Genomic DNA, 17436 nt, shown 5'->3' with positions numbered 1-17436 from the left:
GGAAACGAAACGCAGGGACAGGGCAAAAATGAAACAGCCGTTCAGTAGGTCTGGCTGGCCGGCGCGGCCGACACGCTGGTTTTGAAGCGTGCCGCCAGCGCGCTGGTGGTGTTGGCCAGCAGGTTGGTGTCCAGCCCCACGGCGACAAAGGTGGCGCCGAGTTTCAGGTAATGGCGGGCCAGCGCCTCGTCAGGCGTCAAAATGCCCGCCGCCTTGCCAGCTTTCAAAATGCGCGCAATGGCGTCGGCAATCGCCGCCTGCACCTCAGGGTGGCCGGGGTTGCCGACATGGCCCATCGACGCCGACAGGTCGGCCGGGCCGATGAACACGCCGTCCACGCCTTGCGTCGCGGCAATCGCGTCCAGATTACGCAATGACAGTTCGGTTTCAGCCTGCACCAGCAGGCAGACCTGCGTATTGGCGTCATGCACATAGGCCGGGTTGCGGCCCCAGCCCGATGCCCGCGCGCCGCCCATGCCGCGAATGCCCTGCGGCGGGTAGCGCATGGCACGCACCAGGTCGGCGGCCTGCTCGGGCGTGTCGACCATGGGCACAAGCAGCGTCTGCACGCCCAGGTCGAGGTATTGCTTGATCAGCGTGGTGCCGCTGTGGCCGTGTCCGACCGGGACGCGTGCAATCGGGTGCGACGCATACGGCGCAATCGCCTGCAACTGGCCCAGGATGCTGCGCAGGTCATTGGGCGAGTGTTCGCCGTCGATCAGCAGCCAGTCGAAGCCGGCGCCGGCGCAGAGTTCCGCGCTGTAGGCATCGGCCAGGCCCAGCCAGAGGCCGATTTGCGGCCGTCTGTCGGCCAGTGCTTGCTTGAAGGGATTGATCGGGGTGGTCATGCGGGGTGTCCGGTGTCGGGTTGGAGGAAGCAAGGCAGACAGGAATGCTACAACGTGTCCGCGCTGCGGGCATCAGGTTGTTCAACACCGCGCTGGAAAATGCGCTGGACCATCTTCATCCCGAACAGCATGATGCGATTCGAATTGCCAAAAACTGCGCGGCCGGTGCGGTGCTGGTGTTGCGCCTGACGGGATTTGGCGTGTTTATTACCTTCCTGGCATCGACCTGGCTCGCGTAGACTATTTATCAAAACATTGATCGCAATTTCTCTGGCCTTGATGACGAAACAAGGCCATGAGCCGCTTGCGTGCCTTCCCGCCATTCGGCTCGCATCTTTAAACCCACCAAAACTCGATGGACACTCTGGAAGCGCTCAACCTGGCAACTTTTTTGGGCATCAATGCCGACCTGAACACGCCCCATTGGCGGATCGGCACGGCCATTCTGCTGGCGAATGGCTTGATCTATCTGATTCCGTTGGTGTTGATTGGCCTGTGGTGTTGGGGAAAAGAAAGGCAACGCAACCTGGCGCTCAAAGGGTGTTTTGTGGTGCTGCTTGCATTGGGTATGAATCAAATCATTATTTTGCTCTGGCCTCATCCGCGGCCCTTCATGATGGGCTTTGGCCATTCGTTCATGGCGCACGCAGCTGATTCGTCCTTTCCCAGCGATCACGCCACTATTTTTGTGGGTATCGGGCTGACGCTGGTTTTCAATTCCGTGCGTTCACTGATCGGCTGGAGCGTTCTTGCAGCCGGTGCGGTTGTGGCGTGGGCACGCGTGTATCTGGGCGTGCACTTTCCGCTGGATATGGTGGGGGCGGTGGCCGTGGCAAGCCTTGCTTGGCTGGCCATCCACATGATGTGGGTCAGGGTTGGCGAGGCCGTTACGTGGCGGATTGAGCAGTTCTACCGGCTCGTTCTGGCGCAACCCATCTCGCATGGCTGGATTCGCCGCTAAGCCACTAATGGTGACCGGGCCCTCATGCCCAAAACAACGCAGGAAAGCCGATGTTGCAGTACCTGGTCAATGTGGTTGAGCGGCTTGGGCAGTGGGGCTACCTCATCATTTTCCTGGGTGCAATGCTGGAATCGGCGGCGTTCTTGGGGCTGGTCATTCCTGGCGAGAGCCTGGTGCTGGTGGCCGGTTTTCTGGCCGCTCAGGGCTCTCTGGACCTCGATGTGCTTATCGTCGCCGTGGCGGTCGGGGCCGCCATCGGCGACAGCATCGGCTATGAAATGGGCCGCCAGATGGGGCGCCCGGCCCTGTTGCGCTACGGCGGGCGTTTTGGCCTGAACGAGGCGCGCGTGCAAAGCGCTGATGACTTTTTTGCGCGGCACGGCAGCAAGGCCGTGTTCCTGGGCCGGTTTGTCGGTTTTGCCCGAGCGCTGGTGCCCTTTCTGGCCGGCTCCTCGCACATGGCTTACCGAACGTTTTTGCCCTACAACGTGCTTGGCGCGGTACTTTGGGCATCTGCGGTGGCCTTACTCGGTTACTTTCTGGGTGCCAGCTGGCAAACGGCTGAACGTTGGATTGGACGAGCCAGCGCCATCGTCGGCGGCCTGGTGGTGGTCGCATTGCTGGTTTCCTGGCTATGGCGTTGGGCGACCCGGCATGAAGCTGTCCTGGGGCAAGCATGGAGCTGCTTTCTGGAGCGTCCCCGCATCAGTGCAGTGCGCCAGCGCTTCGCACCGCAGATTTCTTTTGTCCAGGACAGGTTCTCGCCCACCAGCTATTTGGGCTTGCAGCTGACGGTGGGGGCTGCAGTGTTGATCGGCGCGAGCTGGCTGTTCGGTGGAATTGCCGAGGACGTGGTGAGCGGCGACCCGCTCACCGTCATCGACCTGCAGGTGGCGCAATGGTTTCATGCGCACTCCACCCCGCTGATGACCGGGGCGATGCTGGCGGCGACAAACATTCTCGGCCCCATTGCGATCGTGCCGGGGGTGATATGGGTGGCTGCCTATCTGGCCTGGAAGCGAAACTGGTACTGGCTGCTGTGTGTCGGCTTGACAGTGCCTTGCGGAATGCTGCTCAACGTGGTCATGAAGTACGTCTTTCACCGTGTTCGCCCGAGCTTTGACGACCCCTTGCTGATACTGACCACCTACAGCTTTCCCAGCGGCCATGTGGCCGGCGCCACGCTGTTTTACGGCGTCATGGCGGCGATGGTGGTGGCCAGGACCCCGGTCTGGCACTGGCGCGTGACGGCAATCCTGGGCGCCTTCACGCTGGTGGCGCTGGTGGCGCTGACGCGGGTGTACCTGGGCGTGCATTACCTGAGCGACGTGCTGGCCGCATTTGCCGAAGGCATTGCCTGGCTGACGTTGTGTCTCACCGGAATACACACTTACTGGGCGCATCGCCTTGCCGCCAAAAAATCCTGACGAGGCAAGGCCGGCACCGTGCAGACATGCCCGGTTCCTGTCAATGACTTCAACGGCACCGACGGCCAGGCTGACCTGGCCTGGGCGCGCCGTCAATACACTAGGCGCATGGCCAAAGAAAAAACGATTTACACCTGCACCGAATGCGGCGGCATCAGCCCCAAGTGGCTGGGCAAGTGCCCGCACTGCAACGCCTGGAACACGCTGATCGAGTCGGTTGCCGAGAACCCGGGCGCTGTCAAAAACCGCTACAGCACGCAGCGCCAGGGGCTGGCCAAGGCGTCCGAAGTCATCGCACTGGCCGACATCGAAGCCAGTGACATGAGCCGCACGCCGACCGGTCACGAGGAACTCGACCGGGTGCTGGGCGGCGGCATCGTCGAGGGCGGCGTGGTGCTGATCGGCGGCGACCCGGGCATCGGCAAATCGACGCTGCTGCTGCAGGCGCTCGATTCGCTGCAGCGCGCCGGGCTGAACACGCTGTACGTGACGGGCGAGGAAAGCGGCGCGCAGGTGGCACTGCGCTCGCGCCGGCTGGGGCTGGACGGCTCGCAGGTGAAAGTCATGGCCGAGATCCAGCTCGACAAGATCCTGGCGACGCTGGAGGCCACACAGCCGGCGGTTGCGGTGATCGATTCGATCCAGACGGTGTATTCCGACCTGCTGACCTCCGCACCCGGCTCGGTGGCGCAGGTGCGCGAATGCGCGGCGCACCTGACGCGCACGGCCAAGTCCAGCGGCGTGTGCATCATCCTGGTCGGCCATGTGACGAAAGACGGCGCGCTGGCCGGCCCGCGCGTGCTGGAGCACATGGTCGATACCGTGCTGTATTTCGAAGGCGACACGCATTCGAGCTTCCGCCTGGTGCGCGCCATCAAGAACCGCTTTGGCGCGGTCAACGAGATCGGCGTCTTTGCCATGACCGAAAAGGGGCTCAAAGGCGTGACGAATCCGAGCGCCATGTTCCTGAGCCAGCACAGCGAGCCGGTGCCCGGCAGCTGCGTGATGGTGACGCTGGAGGGCACGCGGCCGCTGCTGGTCGAGATTCAGGCGTTGGTCGATGACGGCGGCGCCAATCCGCGCCGCCTGAGCGTGGGCCTGGACAAGGACCGGCTGGCGATGCTGCTGGCCGTGCTGCACCGCCACGCCGGCGTTGCCTGCATGGACCAGGACGTGTTTGTCAATGCCGTTGGCGGCGTGCGCATCAGCGAACCGGCGGCCGACCTGGCGGTGATGCTGGCGATTGCCTCAAGCCTGCGCGGCAAGGCCATGCCCAAGGGTTTCCTGGCGTTTGGCGAAGTCGGCCTGGCCGGAGAAGTGCGGCCCGCGCCGCGCGGCCAGGAGCGGCTGCGCGAAGCGGCCAAGCTGGGTTTCAGCGTCGCCGTTGTGCCCAAGGCGAACGCACCCAAAAAGCCGATCGAGGGGCTGACCATCCACCCGGTCGAGCGGATTGAGGAGGCGCTGGATTTGGTGCGCAGCTTGCAGTGAACTGGCTCAGCGCTGTGCGGTCAGTCTTGCGCGGCAACTTGCAAAGGAGCACAGATTGCTCAGTTGCTATGAAAATAGTAGCTAGTTGCGCTCACCAGTCGTGCGGAAACGCCTTAAAAGGCTTAAGAAAATAGATGGAGCCGGACCGTTCTGTGCTGTTGTAGAAGACCGCCGTCAGTTCGCCGCCCCGGCTTAGTTCCACTTGACATAAAGCCATCCGCACAAACCCGCGCCAACCGCCCAGAGCAGCCAGGTTTGGGACACGGCATACGGGTAGAGCATCAAGGCCACGCCGGTCCAGGTCAGCGACGCCGTCGATGTCTTGCGGCCGCGCCTGAACGCCACGTAGCCAATGATGCCGAACAAAATGGCGCCTGCTATATAGGCCGGGCTGGGCAGGACAAGTCCTAACGATGCGAGCTGGTTGAGTTCATCCATCGCCCGCATCGTAAACCCGTTGTACTGCCCCGAGGGGCACCGCGGGAATTTAGCCGCTGGTGGGTTGACGGCGCGTGTCGTCTGGCAACGGCGTTTGCCCAGTCAACCGACCACGACAGCCGACCGAAGCGTTCCATGCAGGACAAATACCTTGGGGGAAAAATAACCCGTTGCCGCTACGCATTCCCCGCAGGCTGGCGGCCCGCCAGGGCTGCGAAAATAAGGCCATGAACTTTCAGAAAATCTTTATTCCTGTCGCCGGCGTGGCGGCGGTCGCGCTGGCTTATCGGCAGTACGGCTGGTTGGGTGTGGTGGCGGTTGCCACCGGCCTGGTGATGTGGATGCTGCTGCATTTCACCCGCATGATGACGGTCCTGCGGCGCGCGGCCGAACGGCCGATGGGTTATGTGGGCAGCGCCGTGATGCTCAACGCCAAGCTCAAGCCCGGCGTGACGCTGATGCATGTCATTGCCATGACGCGTGCCCTGGGCAAGCTGGAGTCTGAAAAGGACGTGCAGCCTGAAATCTTTCGCTGGACCGACGGCTCGGGCTCGCATGTCACCTGCACGTTTGTCGGCGGCAAGCTGGCGCACCACGAGTTGTTCCGGCCTGCCGAAAGCGAGTTGCCGCCTGCGTTGTAAGCATCTTTGGTGGGGTTTGTGATGCCCGGCGAAAATGCATTCATCGGTAGGCCCGGTTTGCGCTGGCTGGCTGGCTGGCTGGCTGGCTGGCGCTGTTGCCTTGGTAAAGCGGCCGCATGGCGTCAGGATGCAGCGCCAAGCGCTAGTTGTAGGTGATGGTCACGACGACAGCGTCGTTGTAAAAGCCGGGCGGCACAAAATTCTGGCCGGCCGGAATGCGGCCATAAACTGTGCTGTTCACGGTCGTCGCGCTCAATAAATTCAGCGTGGCACTGCCGGTTATGCGACTGGTGCCGCTGGTGTTGTCACCCCAGATGGACCCATATGCGGCGGAGATGTAAAGGTCGTAGTTCAGGCGGTAGCTGCCACTGGCCATTTTGCGTGGACTGAAGCTGGTGCTGTTGCTGCCTTTGTCCAGGTCAATGCTGTAATCGATCAGCAAACCCAGCGTGGTGGTGCAGCGCATGGACACGTTGCCAGTGGCCAAGCCGGGCGATCCAGACAACGGGGAATAGGCACCGAAAGCGACTGCGGCAGTGCTGACTGAGCAAGAACAACCACTGCACACAGCCGAAGCGGGCAAAGGCAAGGCCAGCAACAGCCCTGCCAGGACGGGAACGAACAGTGGTTTCATGGTGTGTTTCCTTGGCCGATCAGAGTTCACGGCGCGGGCAAAAGAGGCACCGCCATCGCCAGTGGACACGACATCAAGCAGGCTCATCAGTGATAGGTCAGGGTCGCAATGACCGTATCCGCATAAAGACCGGCCGGTAAAAGCTGCCCGGCGGTAATACGGCCATAAACGGTGTACTGGCGGGCCATGCCATTGCCGACATGCGTGACGAAACGGTCATTGTTGTTGAACTGATTGCCCCAGAGCATGCCACGAGCGCTGTCGGTAAACAGCGCATAGGGCAGGCTGTGACCGGGTTCGGCCGGCTTCATGCGGCGCGTCGCGATATTGCCGGGGACCCGGGGATGGGCGCCGGCATCCAGCGCGATGTCGCAAATTGCCCCTTGCGTGCAGGTGATCATCACCGCGCCGGCGGCCTCTGTCGCTGAGCGGGACGACGGATCGTAGGGGCCAAAATTCACGGGAGTGGTGGTGATCGCGCAGGTCAGGCTGACGCTGGCCGACACGGCCAGGGTGGCGTTTGCCGAGCCCGCTGCGGCGGCGGTGCTGCCAAGCACCAGCAGCGCTGCGGCCAGCCATTGCACTCTAAGCGTGTCCATTTGAATTCCTTTGCTGGCGTGTTGGGAGGGGCGGCACTGCCTGTCAATGGCCGCCTGCGCAAGCCAGCGGTCCAAGATGGGGTTCGCTGGGGCCGGCAGGATCGAGCGCGACGTCGAGTGCACACCCGCCTTCTTTCCAGGTCACCGCCAGGTGGTTGGCATCGCCCAGGTCCATCAGGTAGGCTTCGCCCCGTTTGCCCACCACGAAATCCCCGTTGCCCGGCTGCACGCTCACCCGGGCGCCCGCCGGCACGGGCGCGCCACGGGCCTGGTGCAGCACGACCAGTGCATTGCGTGTGCGCCGCACCGGAAAATCGACCACCACGCCGCTGCGCGCATAGGGCGTGGCCATTTTCAGGGTGCCGCCGATCTCGATGTCGAACGGCAGTTCTGCCGGGTCGATGGTGAGCTGGTTCTGCTGGTACGGCAGCAGGTCGGTGACCAGTGCCAGGCCACGGGCGTTGGTTAGCGCGGCGACCTGGTTGCTGCGGTACACCGGCACGCCCGCCAGGTCGGCAACGCGCACCACGGCAAACGCGCCATGGTCGATGCGCCGGGTGAAAAAGGGCAGGTCCGCGAGCCAGCCCAGCGAACCGTTGGCGCCCAGGCGAATGGCGTTGTTGTCGGTGCCGGTGTTGAAGTCGGCCAGAAACTGCCCGAAATGGGTGTTGAGCGTTGCACCGGCCTGGGCTTGCTGGCGGGCCTGGTCGCTCGCGTTCAGGCGCCACCCCCAGCCCGGCCCGATGGGCGGTGGCTGGCTGGCTTGCACCGTGTTGGTGAAACGGCCTTCGCTGTTGTGGTTGCTGGTGGCAATGACGCTGCGCTGCTTTTCCAGCGGCATGATCAGGCTCAGGCCCGCGTTCCAGCCCTGCTGGGTGCCGAATTGCCTGTTGGCGTAGAGGCTGAGAAACACATTGCCGAACAGCCGGGTGCCGACATTCACGGCCGCCAGGCGGAAATTGTCGCCCTCCCAGGTGGTCTGCCGGGTGTAGCTCATGCCCAGCGACAACTCGCCCAGCGGCATACCCAGGGCGGCCTGCAGGCGGCCTTTGGGTCGGGTTTCCTCGCCCAGGCTGCCAAACTGTTCGAAGCCGGCGTCGAAATGCTCCCATTGCAGCGAACCCGAAGCGCCGGCAGGTGCGCTGCGTTCAATGCCCAGCAGGTAGCGGCCCCCATTGCCGGGAAGCGCGCGGGCATCGCCCTGGCTGCATGACCATGCGGCGGCGGCGCGCGCCGACCCCAGCGATGCGAGCAGTCCTGTGACCTCGACGCCGGCCGCCTGCCGTTCTTTCTGGGTTTCGATCCGGCCTTCACCGGTAAGCGCGGACGTGATGCCGTAACGGTAAGTAGCCGCCGCAAAGCCGGGACCGTAGTCGCTGTCAGGCTGGCCGAAGTTGCGTCGCAGCGCACCGGCCTCGAAAGAAAAGTCGGACAGGCCCGCCGCCAGCAGCAGGGGCGACAGGTAATAACGTTGGGAAATGACCGTTTCCACGCCACGCAGGTCACGCACCACAAGACTCACCTCGCCGCTGCCGGTGACCACTGGCACTTGCGTCAGGTCGAACGGTCCGGCCCCTACGTTCAGGCCGCTGCTGCGCCGCTGGTTGTTGACGATCACATTGACCGCCGAAGGCAGCGCCGCCGACCCCGACAGCGTGGGCAGGGGATAGGAGATGTAGCCAGGCGTGAGGCTGAAATCGCGCGCAAAACGGATGCCGCCATAGCGCACCGGTCGGCTCCAGGCACCGCCGCTGCCCACGGCGTCACCCACCACCAGCGTTTCCCTGCGGCCCGGCAGGTCCTGGCGCCAGTAGGTTTCGGTGCGCACGGTTTCCCGGTTGAACCCGTTGTCGCGCACCACCGCTCCGCTGACGAAAGAGGCCTTGCCGCTGAAGGCCACCCCTTCGAGAAATATACCGCTGTTGTCACGGTTGCCGCCGGTCCGGGTGAGCGTCGCGTCGTAGTTGAGATAGAAGCCGGGGGATGACGGCGTGGGAAACGTTGCGCGGTCTGCGCCAATGGCCAGCGAGGTTTCTAGAAAGGCAGTGGCCGGCGCCTTGACCTGAAGCACCAGACGGCCAAGGTCAAGTTCATGCGTCAGGCCTGTCACGTCCTGAAGTGCATAACCGCGTTGGCCATCGGGCAGTACCAGCGGCTCGCCGGGCGGTGGCCGCAAGCGTGCCGCCGCCCAAGCCTCGACCGGCAGGGCAAGACGGCCATCGGCTAGACGCTCGACGCGGACAATACCGGGCAGGATTTCGCTGTTGACTTCGACTTCGAGCAGCAGGCTTTCCGCTTGACGCATGGCATCTTTCTCTCGGGGCAGTGCCAAAAATACACTGTCGCCGGCGGGTCGCGGCAAGCGCTCGGCTGGCGGGCTATTTTGTGAAGCGCTCCATGCTGGCGGCACCGCGCCTAGGCAAAGCAAGGGCATCAGGGCTTTCTGCAAGGTGCGCAAAAGCAGGCGGTTGGTACGGCCATGGTGATGCAAGTCATTCGTTAAACCGGCACGGGGCATTTGTCAGCATTGATTTGGATGCCAAAACACGTCATGGCGCTACCTCAGGGCGGTGCAACGAGGACTTCTGCGATCAGGGGACCGGCTTCGGATTGGGCGCTGATTTGCCACGGCATGCGCACGTCAGCTGCCTGGTCGAAAGTCCATTGGTGCCAGGCGCCCGCCAGTACCGTGACGCCACCCGCGAGTTCCAGGTGCCAACCCTGGGTTTGGACGTTCAGTGCCGAAAGCCGGATACGCCGGTTGCCGTCGTTGTCCAGCCGGACGCAGCCCTGACCCGCCGTTGCGGCGCACTGGCTCCAGCGCAGTGCAGGCCGCGCGGTGGCCGACGGTGCAGCAAAGAGGGGAAGGTTGAAACGCAGCAGCATGTAAACCATGGCCTGGTGTTTCTGGCGCTCATTTTCATCGGTGATGTCCTCAAGGATCAGGCGATAGGCCTTTTCAGTCTGGGCCGGTGCCGCACCGCGCAACACCACCCGAAACACCTGTGTCTGGCCCGCCCCGATTTGGGCAATCGACGGCGACACCAGCAGGTCGCCACTTTCCGCGTACTGGTCCACTCCTTCGTGCTGGCGCCAGGAAAGTGTTTGTGCCTGAAAGGTCTTGGCCTGTGCTGACGGGTTGGTCAGCGTGACAGAAGCGACACGGGCCTTGGGTGACAACTCCACCAGCACCGGTGAAATGCCCATTGCACCGGCGGCATTTGCCGCAAGCAGGGAGCCAAGCGCCCAGCCGATCAAGCGGCAGCGCCGCTTGGCACCACTCTGCAAATCAAGTGAATCAGCCATCAGGACGACTCCAGGCAGGGGCGATCAGAACTCGACGGTAAGCGCCAGTGCCTGGGTATACGTGCCAACGGGTTTGACCCCCTGAAGTGCGGCGGTCCTTCCATACAGCGTAATCGTCTTCTGGGTCCCATCGGCCGCCACAGTGACACCGCCTGCCAGGGTTGAACTGAGCGCTGTGGTTCGGCCAGCGTCCGTGTACACCTCGTAGGCCACCACATTGGCGCCGCTCGCCATGTTACGGGTCGCCGCGCCGTAGAGTACCGCCGCAACACCTGAATTGGTGCAGGTGATGTTGACTGTCGCCGGGGCAGTCTCATTCTTGCCGTTGGCCAGATCGGTCACCGTCAGCGCGCCAAATGGCAGCGTGGCATTTGTCGCCGCAAACACGCAGTTGGCGGCAATGGTTGCGCTCACGTCCAGGGTTCCCACGGCCGTGGCGGCGCCAGCCGCATTGCCCAGCACCAACGCACCAATCGCCACTGCAAGCCTGTTCATATTTTTCATACAGAACCTCATTGTTGAAAACGTCAAAAATTACAAAAAACGTTAAAAATAACAAAAATGAATTTTGTAAATGGTTTGTAACTCTGAATTATTTTTTTGTATGTTCGTTAACGAACATGGACTTGCAACGGGACGTGTGCGGTGCATGAACCCAAAATTCAAACTGCCCATCCGAGGCAAACTTTTCTTTCCAGATTTCATGCAAGTCGTCGCCAGTCGAATTTGCGTGCCTCAGACTTGGCGCTGTGTCTGGACCGTAAAATCAGCCTTCGGAGTTTTGCACTGCCTGCGCTGGCCGTCTGCAGTGGCAACAATCCGGCCAGAATCGATTCAAGTCAACACTCATTCATTTACAGGATCATCAGCATGTCCCCAGCAGCCCCCTCCATGGAAAATCGCGACGGCAAAATCTGGATGGACGGCCAGATGGTCGAGTGGCGCGAGGCCAAGATCCATGTGCTGACCCACACCCTGCACTACGGCTGTGGCGCTTTTGAAGGCGTTCGTGCCTACAAGCTGGCCGATGGCAGCACCGGGATTTTCCGGCTGGAGGAGCACACCGAGCGTCTGTTCAACAGCGCCAAGATCCTGCGCATGAAAATCCCGTTCACGCCGCAAGAGGTGATGGACGCGCAACTCGCCGTGGTGCGCGAAAACCATCTGGAAAGCGGCTACATTCGCCCATTGACCTGGATTGGTTCCGAAAAACTCGGCGTCAGTCCCAAGGGCAACACGATTCATTTGATGGTCGCTGCCTGGACCTGGGGCGCGTACCTGGGCGAGGAAGGCATGCGGCGTGGCATTCGTGTCAAGACCAGCAGCTTCACGCGCCACCACGTCAACATCACCATGATCCACGCCAAGGCGGTGAGCAACTACACCAACTCGATTTTGGCCAACATGGAAGCCACCGACGAAGGTTACGACGAAGCTCTGCTGCTGGACCCGCAGGGCTTTGCCTCCGAAGGCGCGGGCGAGAACCTGTTCATCGTGCGCAAGGGCGTGGTTTATACGCCTGACTCCAGCGCCGGCGCACTGAACGGCATCACACGCAACACGATTTTTGCCATCTGCGAGGACTTGGGCATCACCATCAAGGAAAAGCCGATCACCCGCGACGAAATCTACATTTCGGACGAGGCGTTCTTCTCGGGCACGGCGGCTGAAGTGACGCCGATCCGCGAACTCGACCGCATCGACATCGGCAGCGGCTCGCGCGGCCCGATCACCGAAAAAATCCAGGCGGCGTTCTTTGACATCGTGAATGGCCGCAACCCCAAATACGCTTCGTGGCTGACCAAGGTCTGAGTGCGTCCGTCAAAAATAGCAACGCAAGCCTGACATCATGAACAAATCATCCTCCATCGAACTGCTGGCCAGCGACCTCAATGACCAGGGCTGCATCACCTGCCCCAGCGCAAAGGCCGACATGAAGCTGTGGAACAACCACCCTCGGGTCTTTCTGGACGTGGCGCGCACCGGCGAGGCCAAGTGTTCCTACTGCGGCACCGTGTACCGATTGAAGGCGGGGGAACATGTCGGTGGCGGGCACTGACAAGCCCCCACGGTCCGCCGCTGCGCGGGTCGCTGCCCCCCGAGGGGGCGCTGCGCCTGCGGTCTGGCGCAGCATACCCGCAGCAAAGCGCGGGGCATATCTCCCTCCAGCAGGGGCCGCAGAACCGGCTTTGCCGGGCTGCAGGCGCAGCGGCCCCATCGGGGGGGCAGCGCAGCACACCAAGCGACAAGCGTGGGGGCAACATCCTCGGCGGCTTGAATCCTGAATGACCAACGCCCTCATCATTGCCCCGCAGTGGATTGGCGACGCGGTCATGACCGAGCCACTGTTGCGTCGGCTGCGCGCGCGCGGCGAGCGCCTGACGGTGGGCGCGCTGCCATGGGTGGCGCCGGTGTACCGCGCCATGCCGCAGGTGGCAGAAGTCATCGAATTCCCGTTTGCCCACGGCGGCCTGCAATTCAAGGCGCGCCGCAGCATTGCCAAACGCCTTTCGGGTCAGTTCGACAAAGCCTATGTGTTGCCTAATTCGCTGAAAAGCGCGTTGTTGCCGTTTTTGGCCAGCATTCCCCAGCGCATTGGCTACCTGGGCGAGGCGCGTGTCGGCCTGCTCACACACCGGCTGAAAAACCCGAAGAACAAGCCCCCCATGGTGGCGTTTTATTCGGCCCTGAGCGGGGAAAGCGGCCTGGAGGGTGACCGGCCCGAAATGCAGATCGATGCGGCGCAGGTCGAGGCCACGTTGTGCGAACTGGGTTTGTCGCGCAGTGCCTATGTGGTGTTTGCGCCGGGTGCCGAATTTGGTCCTGCCAAGCGCTGGCCCGCCCGCCATTTTTCAGAACTGGCCGCGAAGCTGGACGCAACGGTCGTGCTGCTCGGCTCCGGCAAGGAAGCAGCGCTGTGTGACGAGATTGCCGCGCCGGTGAATGCCGTGCAATCGGGCAAATGCCTGAACCTGGCCGGCAAGACCTCGCTGCCTCAGGCCTTGGCGCTGATTGCCGCCAGCCGCAGCACCGTCAGCAACGACTCTGGCCTGATGCATGTCGCGGCTGCGTTGGGCGTGCCGCAGGTGGCCATTTTTGGCTCGTCCAGCCCGTTGCATACACCACCCCTGAGCGACAAGGCCCATGTGCTTTGGCTGAAAGCCGACCCCGCCTACCAGCCGCCACTCGACTGTGCCCCATGCTTTGCCCGCGAGTGTCCGCTGGGGCACACGCGCTGCCTGAATGACATTGGCGCAGAGCGGGTGCTGGTGGCGCTGCAAACAAATTAATGGGTGCGGGGGTAGAACAAGAGCAGCAAGCATGGCCGTACGCAGTGAACGGTCAAAAAAAAGGCCACCTTGCGGTGGCCTTGTAAAAGTCCTCTCAGAAAATCTTGTTCGGTGAAGCGCTGAATCTTTTTTTGATGGCCAGCCTTTTCCGAATTTTTATCAACTTTATCTGGTTTCAAGTGTTGTGACAGCAACACCCTTACTGTGCTTCAGCTTGTTGGTTCTGAACATCCCCAAAAGAGGGGATTTTCACATTTTTAGTTGAAACTTCAAGTTTCGTGAACAAGTTCACGGTCTGGTTTCCCCGATGGGCAACTCGACAATGAATGAAGCACCGCCTCCCGGTCGGGCTTCGCAGCGCACGGTGCCGCCATGGCGCTCGCTGATCGACTTGACCAGTGCCAGCCCCAGGCCCACGCCGCCTTCGCGTTCGCTGGCGCCGGGCAGACGGTAAAACGGCTCGAAGATACGTTCGCGCTGCTCGGCCGGCACACCTGGCCCCCGGTCATGCACCCGAATGATGGCTTTTTGGTGCTTGGCTGCGCCGGTTTGTGCCAGCTCCAGCGTGATGTCGCCATGGGTGTAGCGCCGGGCATTTTCCAGCAGGTTGCGAATCAGCCGGCGCAGCAGTCGGGGCGAACCCTGCAGCGTCAGGCTGTGGTCGGCATCCGGCCCGGTTTGCAACTCGGCCATCAGCTCGGCATTGACGCGTGCGCATTCCTCGGCAGCCAGCCCCGTCAGGTCCAGGGTTTCGAACGGTTCGGCGTCTGCCTGTTTGGTGTCCAGCCGGCTGGCCAGCAGGATTTCATCGATCAGCTGGTCCAGCTCGGTGATGCTTCTCGCTATTTCCATTCGCTGGGGTGACGCCTTGTCAACGCCCATCAATTCCAGACCCATGCGGATGCGCGCCAGCGGCGAGCGCAACTCGTGCGAGGCATTGGCGAGCAGCGATTTGTGCGAGTCCATCAGCGTTTCGATGCGTTCGGCCGCATGGTTGAAGCGCCGCGCCAGAAAAGCCACTTCGTCGCGTCCTTCGGTGTTGATGCGCGCCGACAGGTCGCCCGCGCCCCAGCGCTCGACGCCGCGCTGCAGGGCTTCGAGCCGCAGTGTCAGGCGCCGCATCACCGGATAGGCCCCCACAGCGACAGCCAGCCCGACCAGGCCGAGCATCCAGCCAAAGCTGAAGCCAAACGGCGGCCGGTTCCAGGCACTGCCCGGTGGGCGTTGCGGGCGGGGCAGCAGCAGGTTCAGGGTCTGGCCGTCGGTTGTCACCACGTCGAATTCGATGTCTTCGCCCCGCTGGCGGTCAGGCTTGGTCTGTGCCGTGCCAATGACCTGACCATCGGCGTTGTGCACCAGTACTTCACGGATCGGGAGTTGCGGCGGGTCGGTGCTGAAATGCCACGCTGCGGCAACCAGGAAGGTCAGCACCACCACCGTGGCCACAACGGCCAGCCAGATGCGCACATACAGGTGCGAGGTGAAGCGGGACCAGATTTGCGAGCTCACCCGGCGCTCAGTCTTGCTGCTTGGCAAACACGTAGCCGACGCCGCGCACCGTGAGGATGCGCTTGGGGTCCTTGGCGTCCATCTCGATAGCGCTGCGGATGCGGCCCATGTGCACGTCGATTGAACGGTCGAAGGCTTCGAGTTCGCGGCCGCGCACCGCTTCCATGATCTGGTCGCGGCTGAGCACGCGGCCGGCGCGCTCGCTCAGGGCCACCAGCAGGTCAAACTGGTAAGAGGTCAGCTCGCACAGGTTGCCCGACACCGACACCGAGCGCGCATCGCGGTCAATCTCCAGCGAGCCGAAGCGCATCACCCTGTGGCTGCCCGCCGAAACGCTGTTGCCGCTGTTGTCGCCACCCCGGCGCAGCACGGCGCGGATGCGCGCCAGCAACTCGCGCGGCTCGAAGGGCTTGGGCAGGTAGTCGTCGGCGCCAATCTCTAGGCCGACGATACGGTCCATCGGGTCGCCCTTGGCCGTCAGCATCAGCACGGCGGTGCGCGATGCGTCGCCGCCCTGGCCCTTGATGCGGCGGCACACTTCCAGCCCATCCATGTCGGGCAGCATCAGGTCCAGGATCACCAGGTCGGGCGAACTGGCCTGCAGCGCTTCCAGGCCGCTGGCGCCGGTAGCGGCATGCGAAAAACCATAGCCTGATTGGCGTAAATATTCGCCCACCATGCTGGCCAGGCGGGTGTCGTCTTCGATCATCAAAAGTTGTTGTGTCATGGACCGTCCTCTAATTGGAATGGCGCGTCCTTTTGCAAGAACCGGCGCCACAGGCTTCATGGTGCGCCAGGCGCAACAATTGCACTTTAAGCCACCGTAAAGATACGGTAAACAAAGCGTTCAGTCTGCTATTTAATCAATAGCTATGAAGGAATGATGCTATTGCGCAGGAGCCGTTTTTGAACGTGAAGCCAAGGCAATCAGCAGCAGCACCGGCACGCCGAGCAATGCAGTGGCGGTAAAAAAGTTGCTGTAGCCAAACGCATCCACATACGCACCTGAATACCCCGCCAGCGCCTTGGGCAGCAGCAGCATCATGGAGCTGAACAGCGCGTACTGGGTGGCTGAATAGTTGATGTTGGTCAGGCTCGACAAATAGGCAATGAAGGCCGCCGAGGCAATGCCACTGGACAGGTTGTCGGCTGAAATGACAAAGATCAGCGCCGTCACATCGTGGCCGCGCGTGCCCAGCCAGGCAAACATCAGGTTGCTGCCGGCGCTCAGCACCGCGCCCAGCATCAGCACCTTCATCACGCCAAAACGCATCGCCAGCCCGCCGCCCAGAAAGGCACCGACCAGCGTCATGATGACGCCATAGATCTTGGTGACGGTGGCCACCTCGTCCTTGGTGTAGCCCATGTCGACATAAAAAGGATTGGCCATGATGCCCATCACCACATCGCTGATGCGGTACAGCGCAATCAGGCCCAGAATCAGCAGCGCCTGCTTGCCGTAACGGCGCAGGAAGTCGGCGAACGGCTCGATCAGTGCGCCCTTGAGCCAGTCGGCTGCGTTCTTGCTGGGCGGTAGTTCGCGGCGCTGGGGTTCGGGCGAGCACAGCACCGTGACCACCCCCAGCAGCATCGACGCGGCCATGACCAGGTAAGCTGCCTGCCAGGCACCGTGCTGGTAGCTGGTGACCCCGGCGACTTCGACCCGCGCGGCAATCCACAGCGCGCCTGCGCCCGACCAGATCATCGCCATGCGGTAGCCGGTCTGGTAGCTTGCTGCCAGCGCGGCCTGGCGCTGCGTGTCGGCCGACTCGATGCGGTAGGCATCCAGCGCAATGTCCTGCGTGGCCGAGCCAAAGGCCACGGCCAGCGCGCACCACACCACCGGCATCAATGCCACTTTCGGATCGGTCAGCGCCATGAAGACCAGCGCCACCATGATCGTGACCTGCGACAGCAGCAGCCAGCTGCGACGCCGACCCAGCCAGCGCGTGAGCAGCGGAATCGGCAGGCGGTCCACCAGCGGCGCCCAGGCCCACTTGAAGCCGTAGGCCAGGCCAACCCAGCTCAGATAGCCAATCGTGGTGCGGTCGATGCCGGCTTCGCGCAGCCAGAAGCTCAGCGTGCCAAACACCAGCAGCAGCGGCAGTCCGGCTGAAAAACCGAGCAGAAGCATGCGCAGCGTGGCCGCTTCTGAATAGACGCGCCAAACCTCGCGCCAGCCGGGCTTGGGCGCAGGCGAACTTTGTTCAGGGCCGGTTGCTGCAGAAGATGGCGATGTGGTGAGAGGAGAGGAAAAGGTTTTGTCTGACATAGGGGTTGAAGTTTGTGGCTATT

At 62.5% G+C, this 17436-nt stretch carries 18 protein-coding genes; 8 read left to right on the top strand and 10 right to left on the bottom strand.

Features of this window, described 5'->3' with window-relative positions; genetic code table 11:
• Positions 1-41: 41 nt before the first annotated feature.
• Positions 42-848, bottom strand: coding sequence for a 4-hydroxy-2-oxoheptanedioate aldolase (gene hpaI / locus IWX87_RS15320; RefSeq protein ID WP_196864396.1), 807 nt, complete (start codon positions 846-848; stop codon positions 42-44).
• Positions 849-892: 44 nt separating this feature from the next.
• Here hpaI and IWX87_RS15315 point away from each other — a divergent pair, with 44 nt between their 5' ends.
• The 4 genes from IWX87_RS15315 (at position 893) to radA (ending at position 4724) form a co-directional block, all read left to right on the top strand.
• A complete protein-coding gene (locus IWX87_RS15315) occupies positions 893-1087 on the top strand; it encodes a diacylglycerol kinase (protein ID WP_196864395.1) in 195 nt (64 codons plus the stop codon).
• Between the two features lie 152 nt (positions 1088-1239).
• A complete protein-coding gene (locus IWX87_RS15310; protein WP_348535213.1) occupies positions 1240-1809 on the top strand; it encodes a phosphatase PAP2 family protein in 570 nt (189 codons plus the stop codon).
• Positions 1810-1859: 50 nt separating this feature from the next.
• The gene (locus IWX87_RS15305; protein ID WP_231374832.1) at positions 1860-3236 is read left to right on the top strand and encodes a bifunctional DedA family/phosphatase PAP2 family protein; all 1377 of its coding nucleotides are present in this window, start codon (positions 1860-1862) and stop codon (positions 3234-3236) included.
• 108 nt (positions 3237-3344) lie between these two features.
• The gene (radA, locus tag IWX87_RS15300) at positions 3345-4724 is read left to right on the top strand and encodes a DNA repair protein RadA (protein WP_196864419.1); all 1380 of its coding nucleotides are present in this window, start codon (positions 3345-3347) and stop codon (positions 4722-4724) included.
• 192 nt (positions 4725-4916) lie between these two features.
• Here radA and IWX87_RS15295 read toward each other — a convergent pair whose 3' ends face one another.
• A complete protein-coding gene (locus tag IWX87_RS15295) occupies positions 4917-5162 on the bottom strand; it encodes a hypothetical protein (protein WP_196864393.1) in 246 nt (81 codons plus the stop codon).
• 227 nt (positions 5163-5389) lie between these two features.
• On the opposite strand from IWX87_RS15295, the gene IWX87_RS15290 reads away from it, so the two are divergent.
• Positions 5390-5803 carry a glycerate kinase gene (locus tag IWX87_RS15290; RefSeq protein WP_196864392.1) on the top strand — a complete coding sequence of 138 codons (414 nt, stop codon included), beginning with the start codon at positions 5390-5392 and terminating at the stop codon, positions 5801-5803.
• Between the two features lie 142 nt (positions 5804-5945).
• Here IWX87_RS15290 and IWX87_RS15285 read toward each other — a convergent pair whose 3' ends face one another.
• The 5 genes from IWX87_RS15285 to IWX87_RS15265 all read right to left on the bottom strand — a co-directional run bounded on the left by IWX87_RS15285 (position 5946) and on the right by IWX87_RS15265 (position 10837).
• The gene (locus tag IWX87_RS15285; protein ID WP_196864391.1) at positions 5946-6437 is read right to left on the bottom strand and encodes a spore coat U domain-containing protein; all 492 of its coding nucleotides are present in this window, start codon (positions 6435-6437) and stop codon (positions 5946-5948) included.
• 86 nt (positions 6438-6523) lie between these two features.
• Positions 6524-7036 carry a spore coat U domain-containing protein gene (locus tag IWX87_RS15280; protein WP_196864390.1) on the bottom strand — a complete coding sequence of 171 codons (513 nt, stop codon included), beginning with the start codon at positions 7034-7036 and terminating at the stop codon, positions 6524-6526.
• Between the two features lie 43 nt (positions 7037-7079).
• Positions 7080-9341 carry a fimbria/pilus outer membrane usher protein gene (locus tag IWX87_RS15275; protein ID WP_196864389.1) on the bottom strand — a complete coding sequence of 754 codons (2262 nt, stop codon included), beginning with the start codon at positions 9339-9341 and terminating at the stop codon, positions 7080-7082.
• 257 nt (positions 9342-9598) lie between these two features.
• Complete coding sequence (locus IWX87_RS15270) at positions 9599-10342, bottom strand: molecular chaperone (RefSeq protein ID WP_196864388.1); 744 nt, start codon at positions 10340-10342, stop codon at positions 9599-9601.
• Positions 10343-10366: 24 nt separating this feature from the next.
• Positions 10367-10837: a spore coat protein U domain-containing protein gene (locus tag IWX87_RS15265; RefSeq protein ID WP_231376554.1), complete on the bottom strand. Its 471-nt coding sequence runs from the start codon at positions 10835-10837 to the stop codon at positions 10367-10369.
• Between the two features lie 375 nt (positions 10838-11212).
• On the opposite strand from IWX87_RS15265, the gene IWX87_RS15260 reads away from it, so the two are divergent.
• The 3 genes from IWX87_RS15260 (at position 11213) to waaF (ending at position 13632) form a co-directional block, all read left to right on the top strand.
• Positions 11213-12154 carry a branched-chain amino acid transaminase gene (locus IWX87_RS15260; RefSeq protein WP_196864386.1) on the top strand — a complete coding sequence of 314 codons (942 nt, stop codon included), beginning with the start codon at positions 11213-11215 and terminating at the stop codon, positions 12152-12154.
• Positions 12155-12191: 37 nt separating this feature from the next.
• Entirely contained in the window at positions 12192-12401 is a 210-nt protein-coding gene (locus IWX87_RS15255; RefSeq protein WP_196864385.1) for a zinc-finger domain-containing protein, read from the top strand.
• Positions 12402-12627: 226 nt separating this feature from the next.
• Complete coding sequence (gene waaF / locus IWX87_RS15250) at positions 12628-13632, top strand: lipopolysaccharide heptosyltransferase II (RefSeq protein WP_196864384.1); 1005 nt, start codon at positions 12628-12630, stop codon at positions 13630-13632.
• A 288-nt stretch (positions 13633-13920) separates the two neighbouring features.
• On the opposite strand, the gene IWX87_RS15245 is transcribed toward waaF, so the two are convergent.
• From IWX87_RS15245 to IWX87_RS15235, 3 genes are all read right to left on the bottom strand, one after another.
• A complete protein-coding gene (locus IWX87_RS15245; protein ID WP_280757247.1) occupies positions 13921-15141 on the bottom strand; it encodes an ATP-binding protein in 1221 nt (406 codons plus the stop codon).
• A 7-nt stretch (positions 15142-15148) separates the two neighbouring features.
• Complete coding sequence (locus IWX87_RS15240) at positions 15149-15868, bottom strand: response regulator transcription factor (RefSeq protein ID WP_196864383.1); 720 nt, start codon at positions 15866-15868, stop codon at positions 15149-15151.
• Between the two features lie 159 nt (positions 15869-16027).
• Positions 16028-17413, bottom strand: coding sequence for an MFS transporter (locus tag IWX87_RS15235; RefSeq protein ID WP_196864382.1), 1386 nt, complete (start codon positions 17411-17413; stop codon positions 16028-16030).
• Between the last annotated feature and the right edge of the window lie 23 nt (positions 17414-17436).

This window comes from Polaromonas sp. CG_9.7 (assembly GCF_015752205.1).
Classification (GTDB): Bacteria; Pseudomonadota; Gammaproteobacteria; order Burkholderiales; family Burkholderiaceae_C; genus Polaromonas.
The sequence above is the reverse complement of the archived record's forward strand: the minus strand, read 5'-3'. Positions and strand labels throughout refer to the sequence as shown.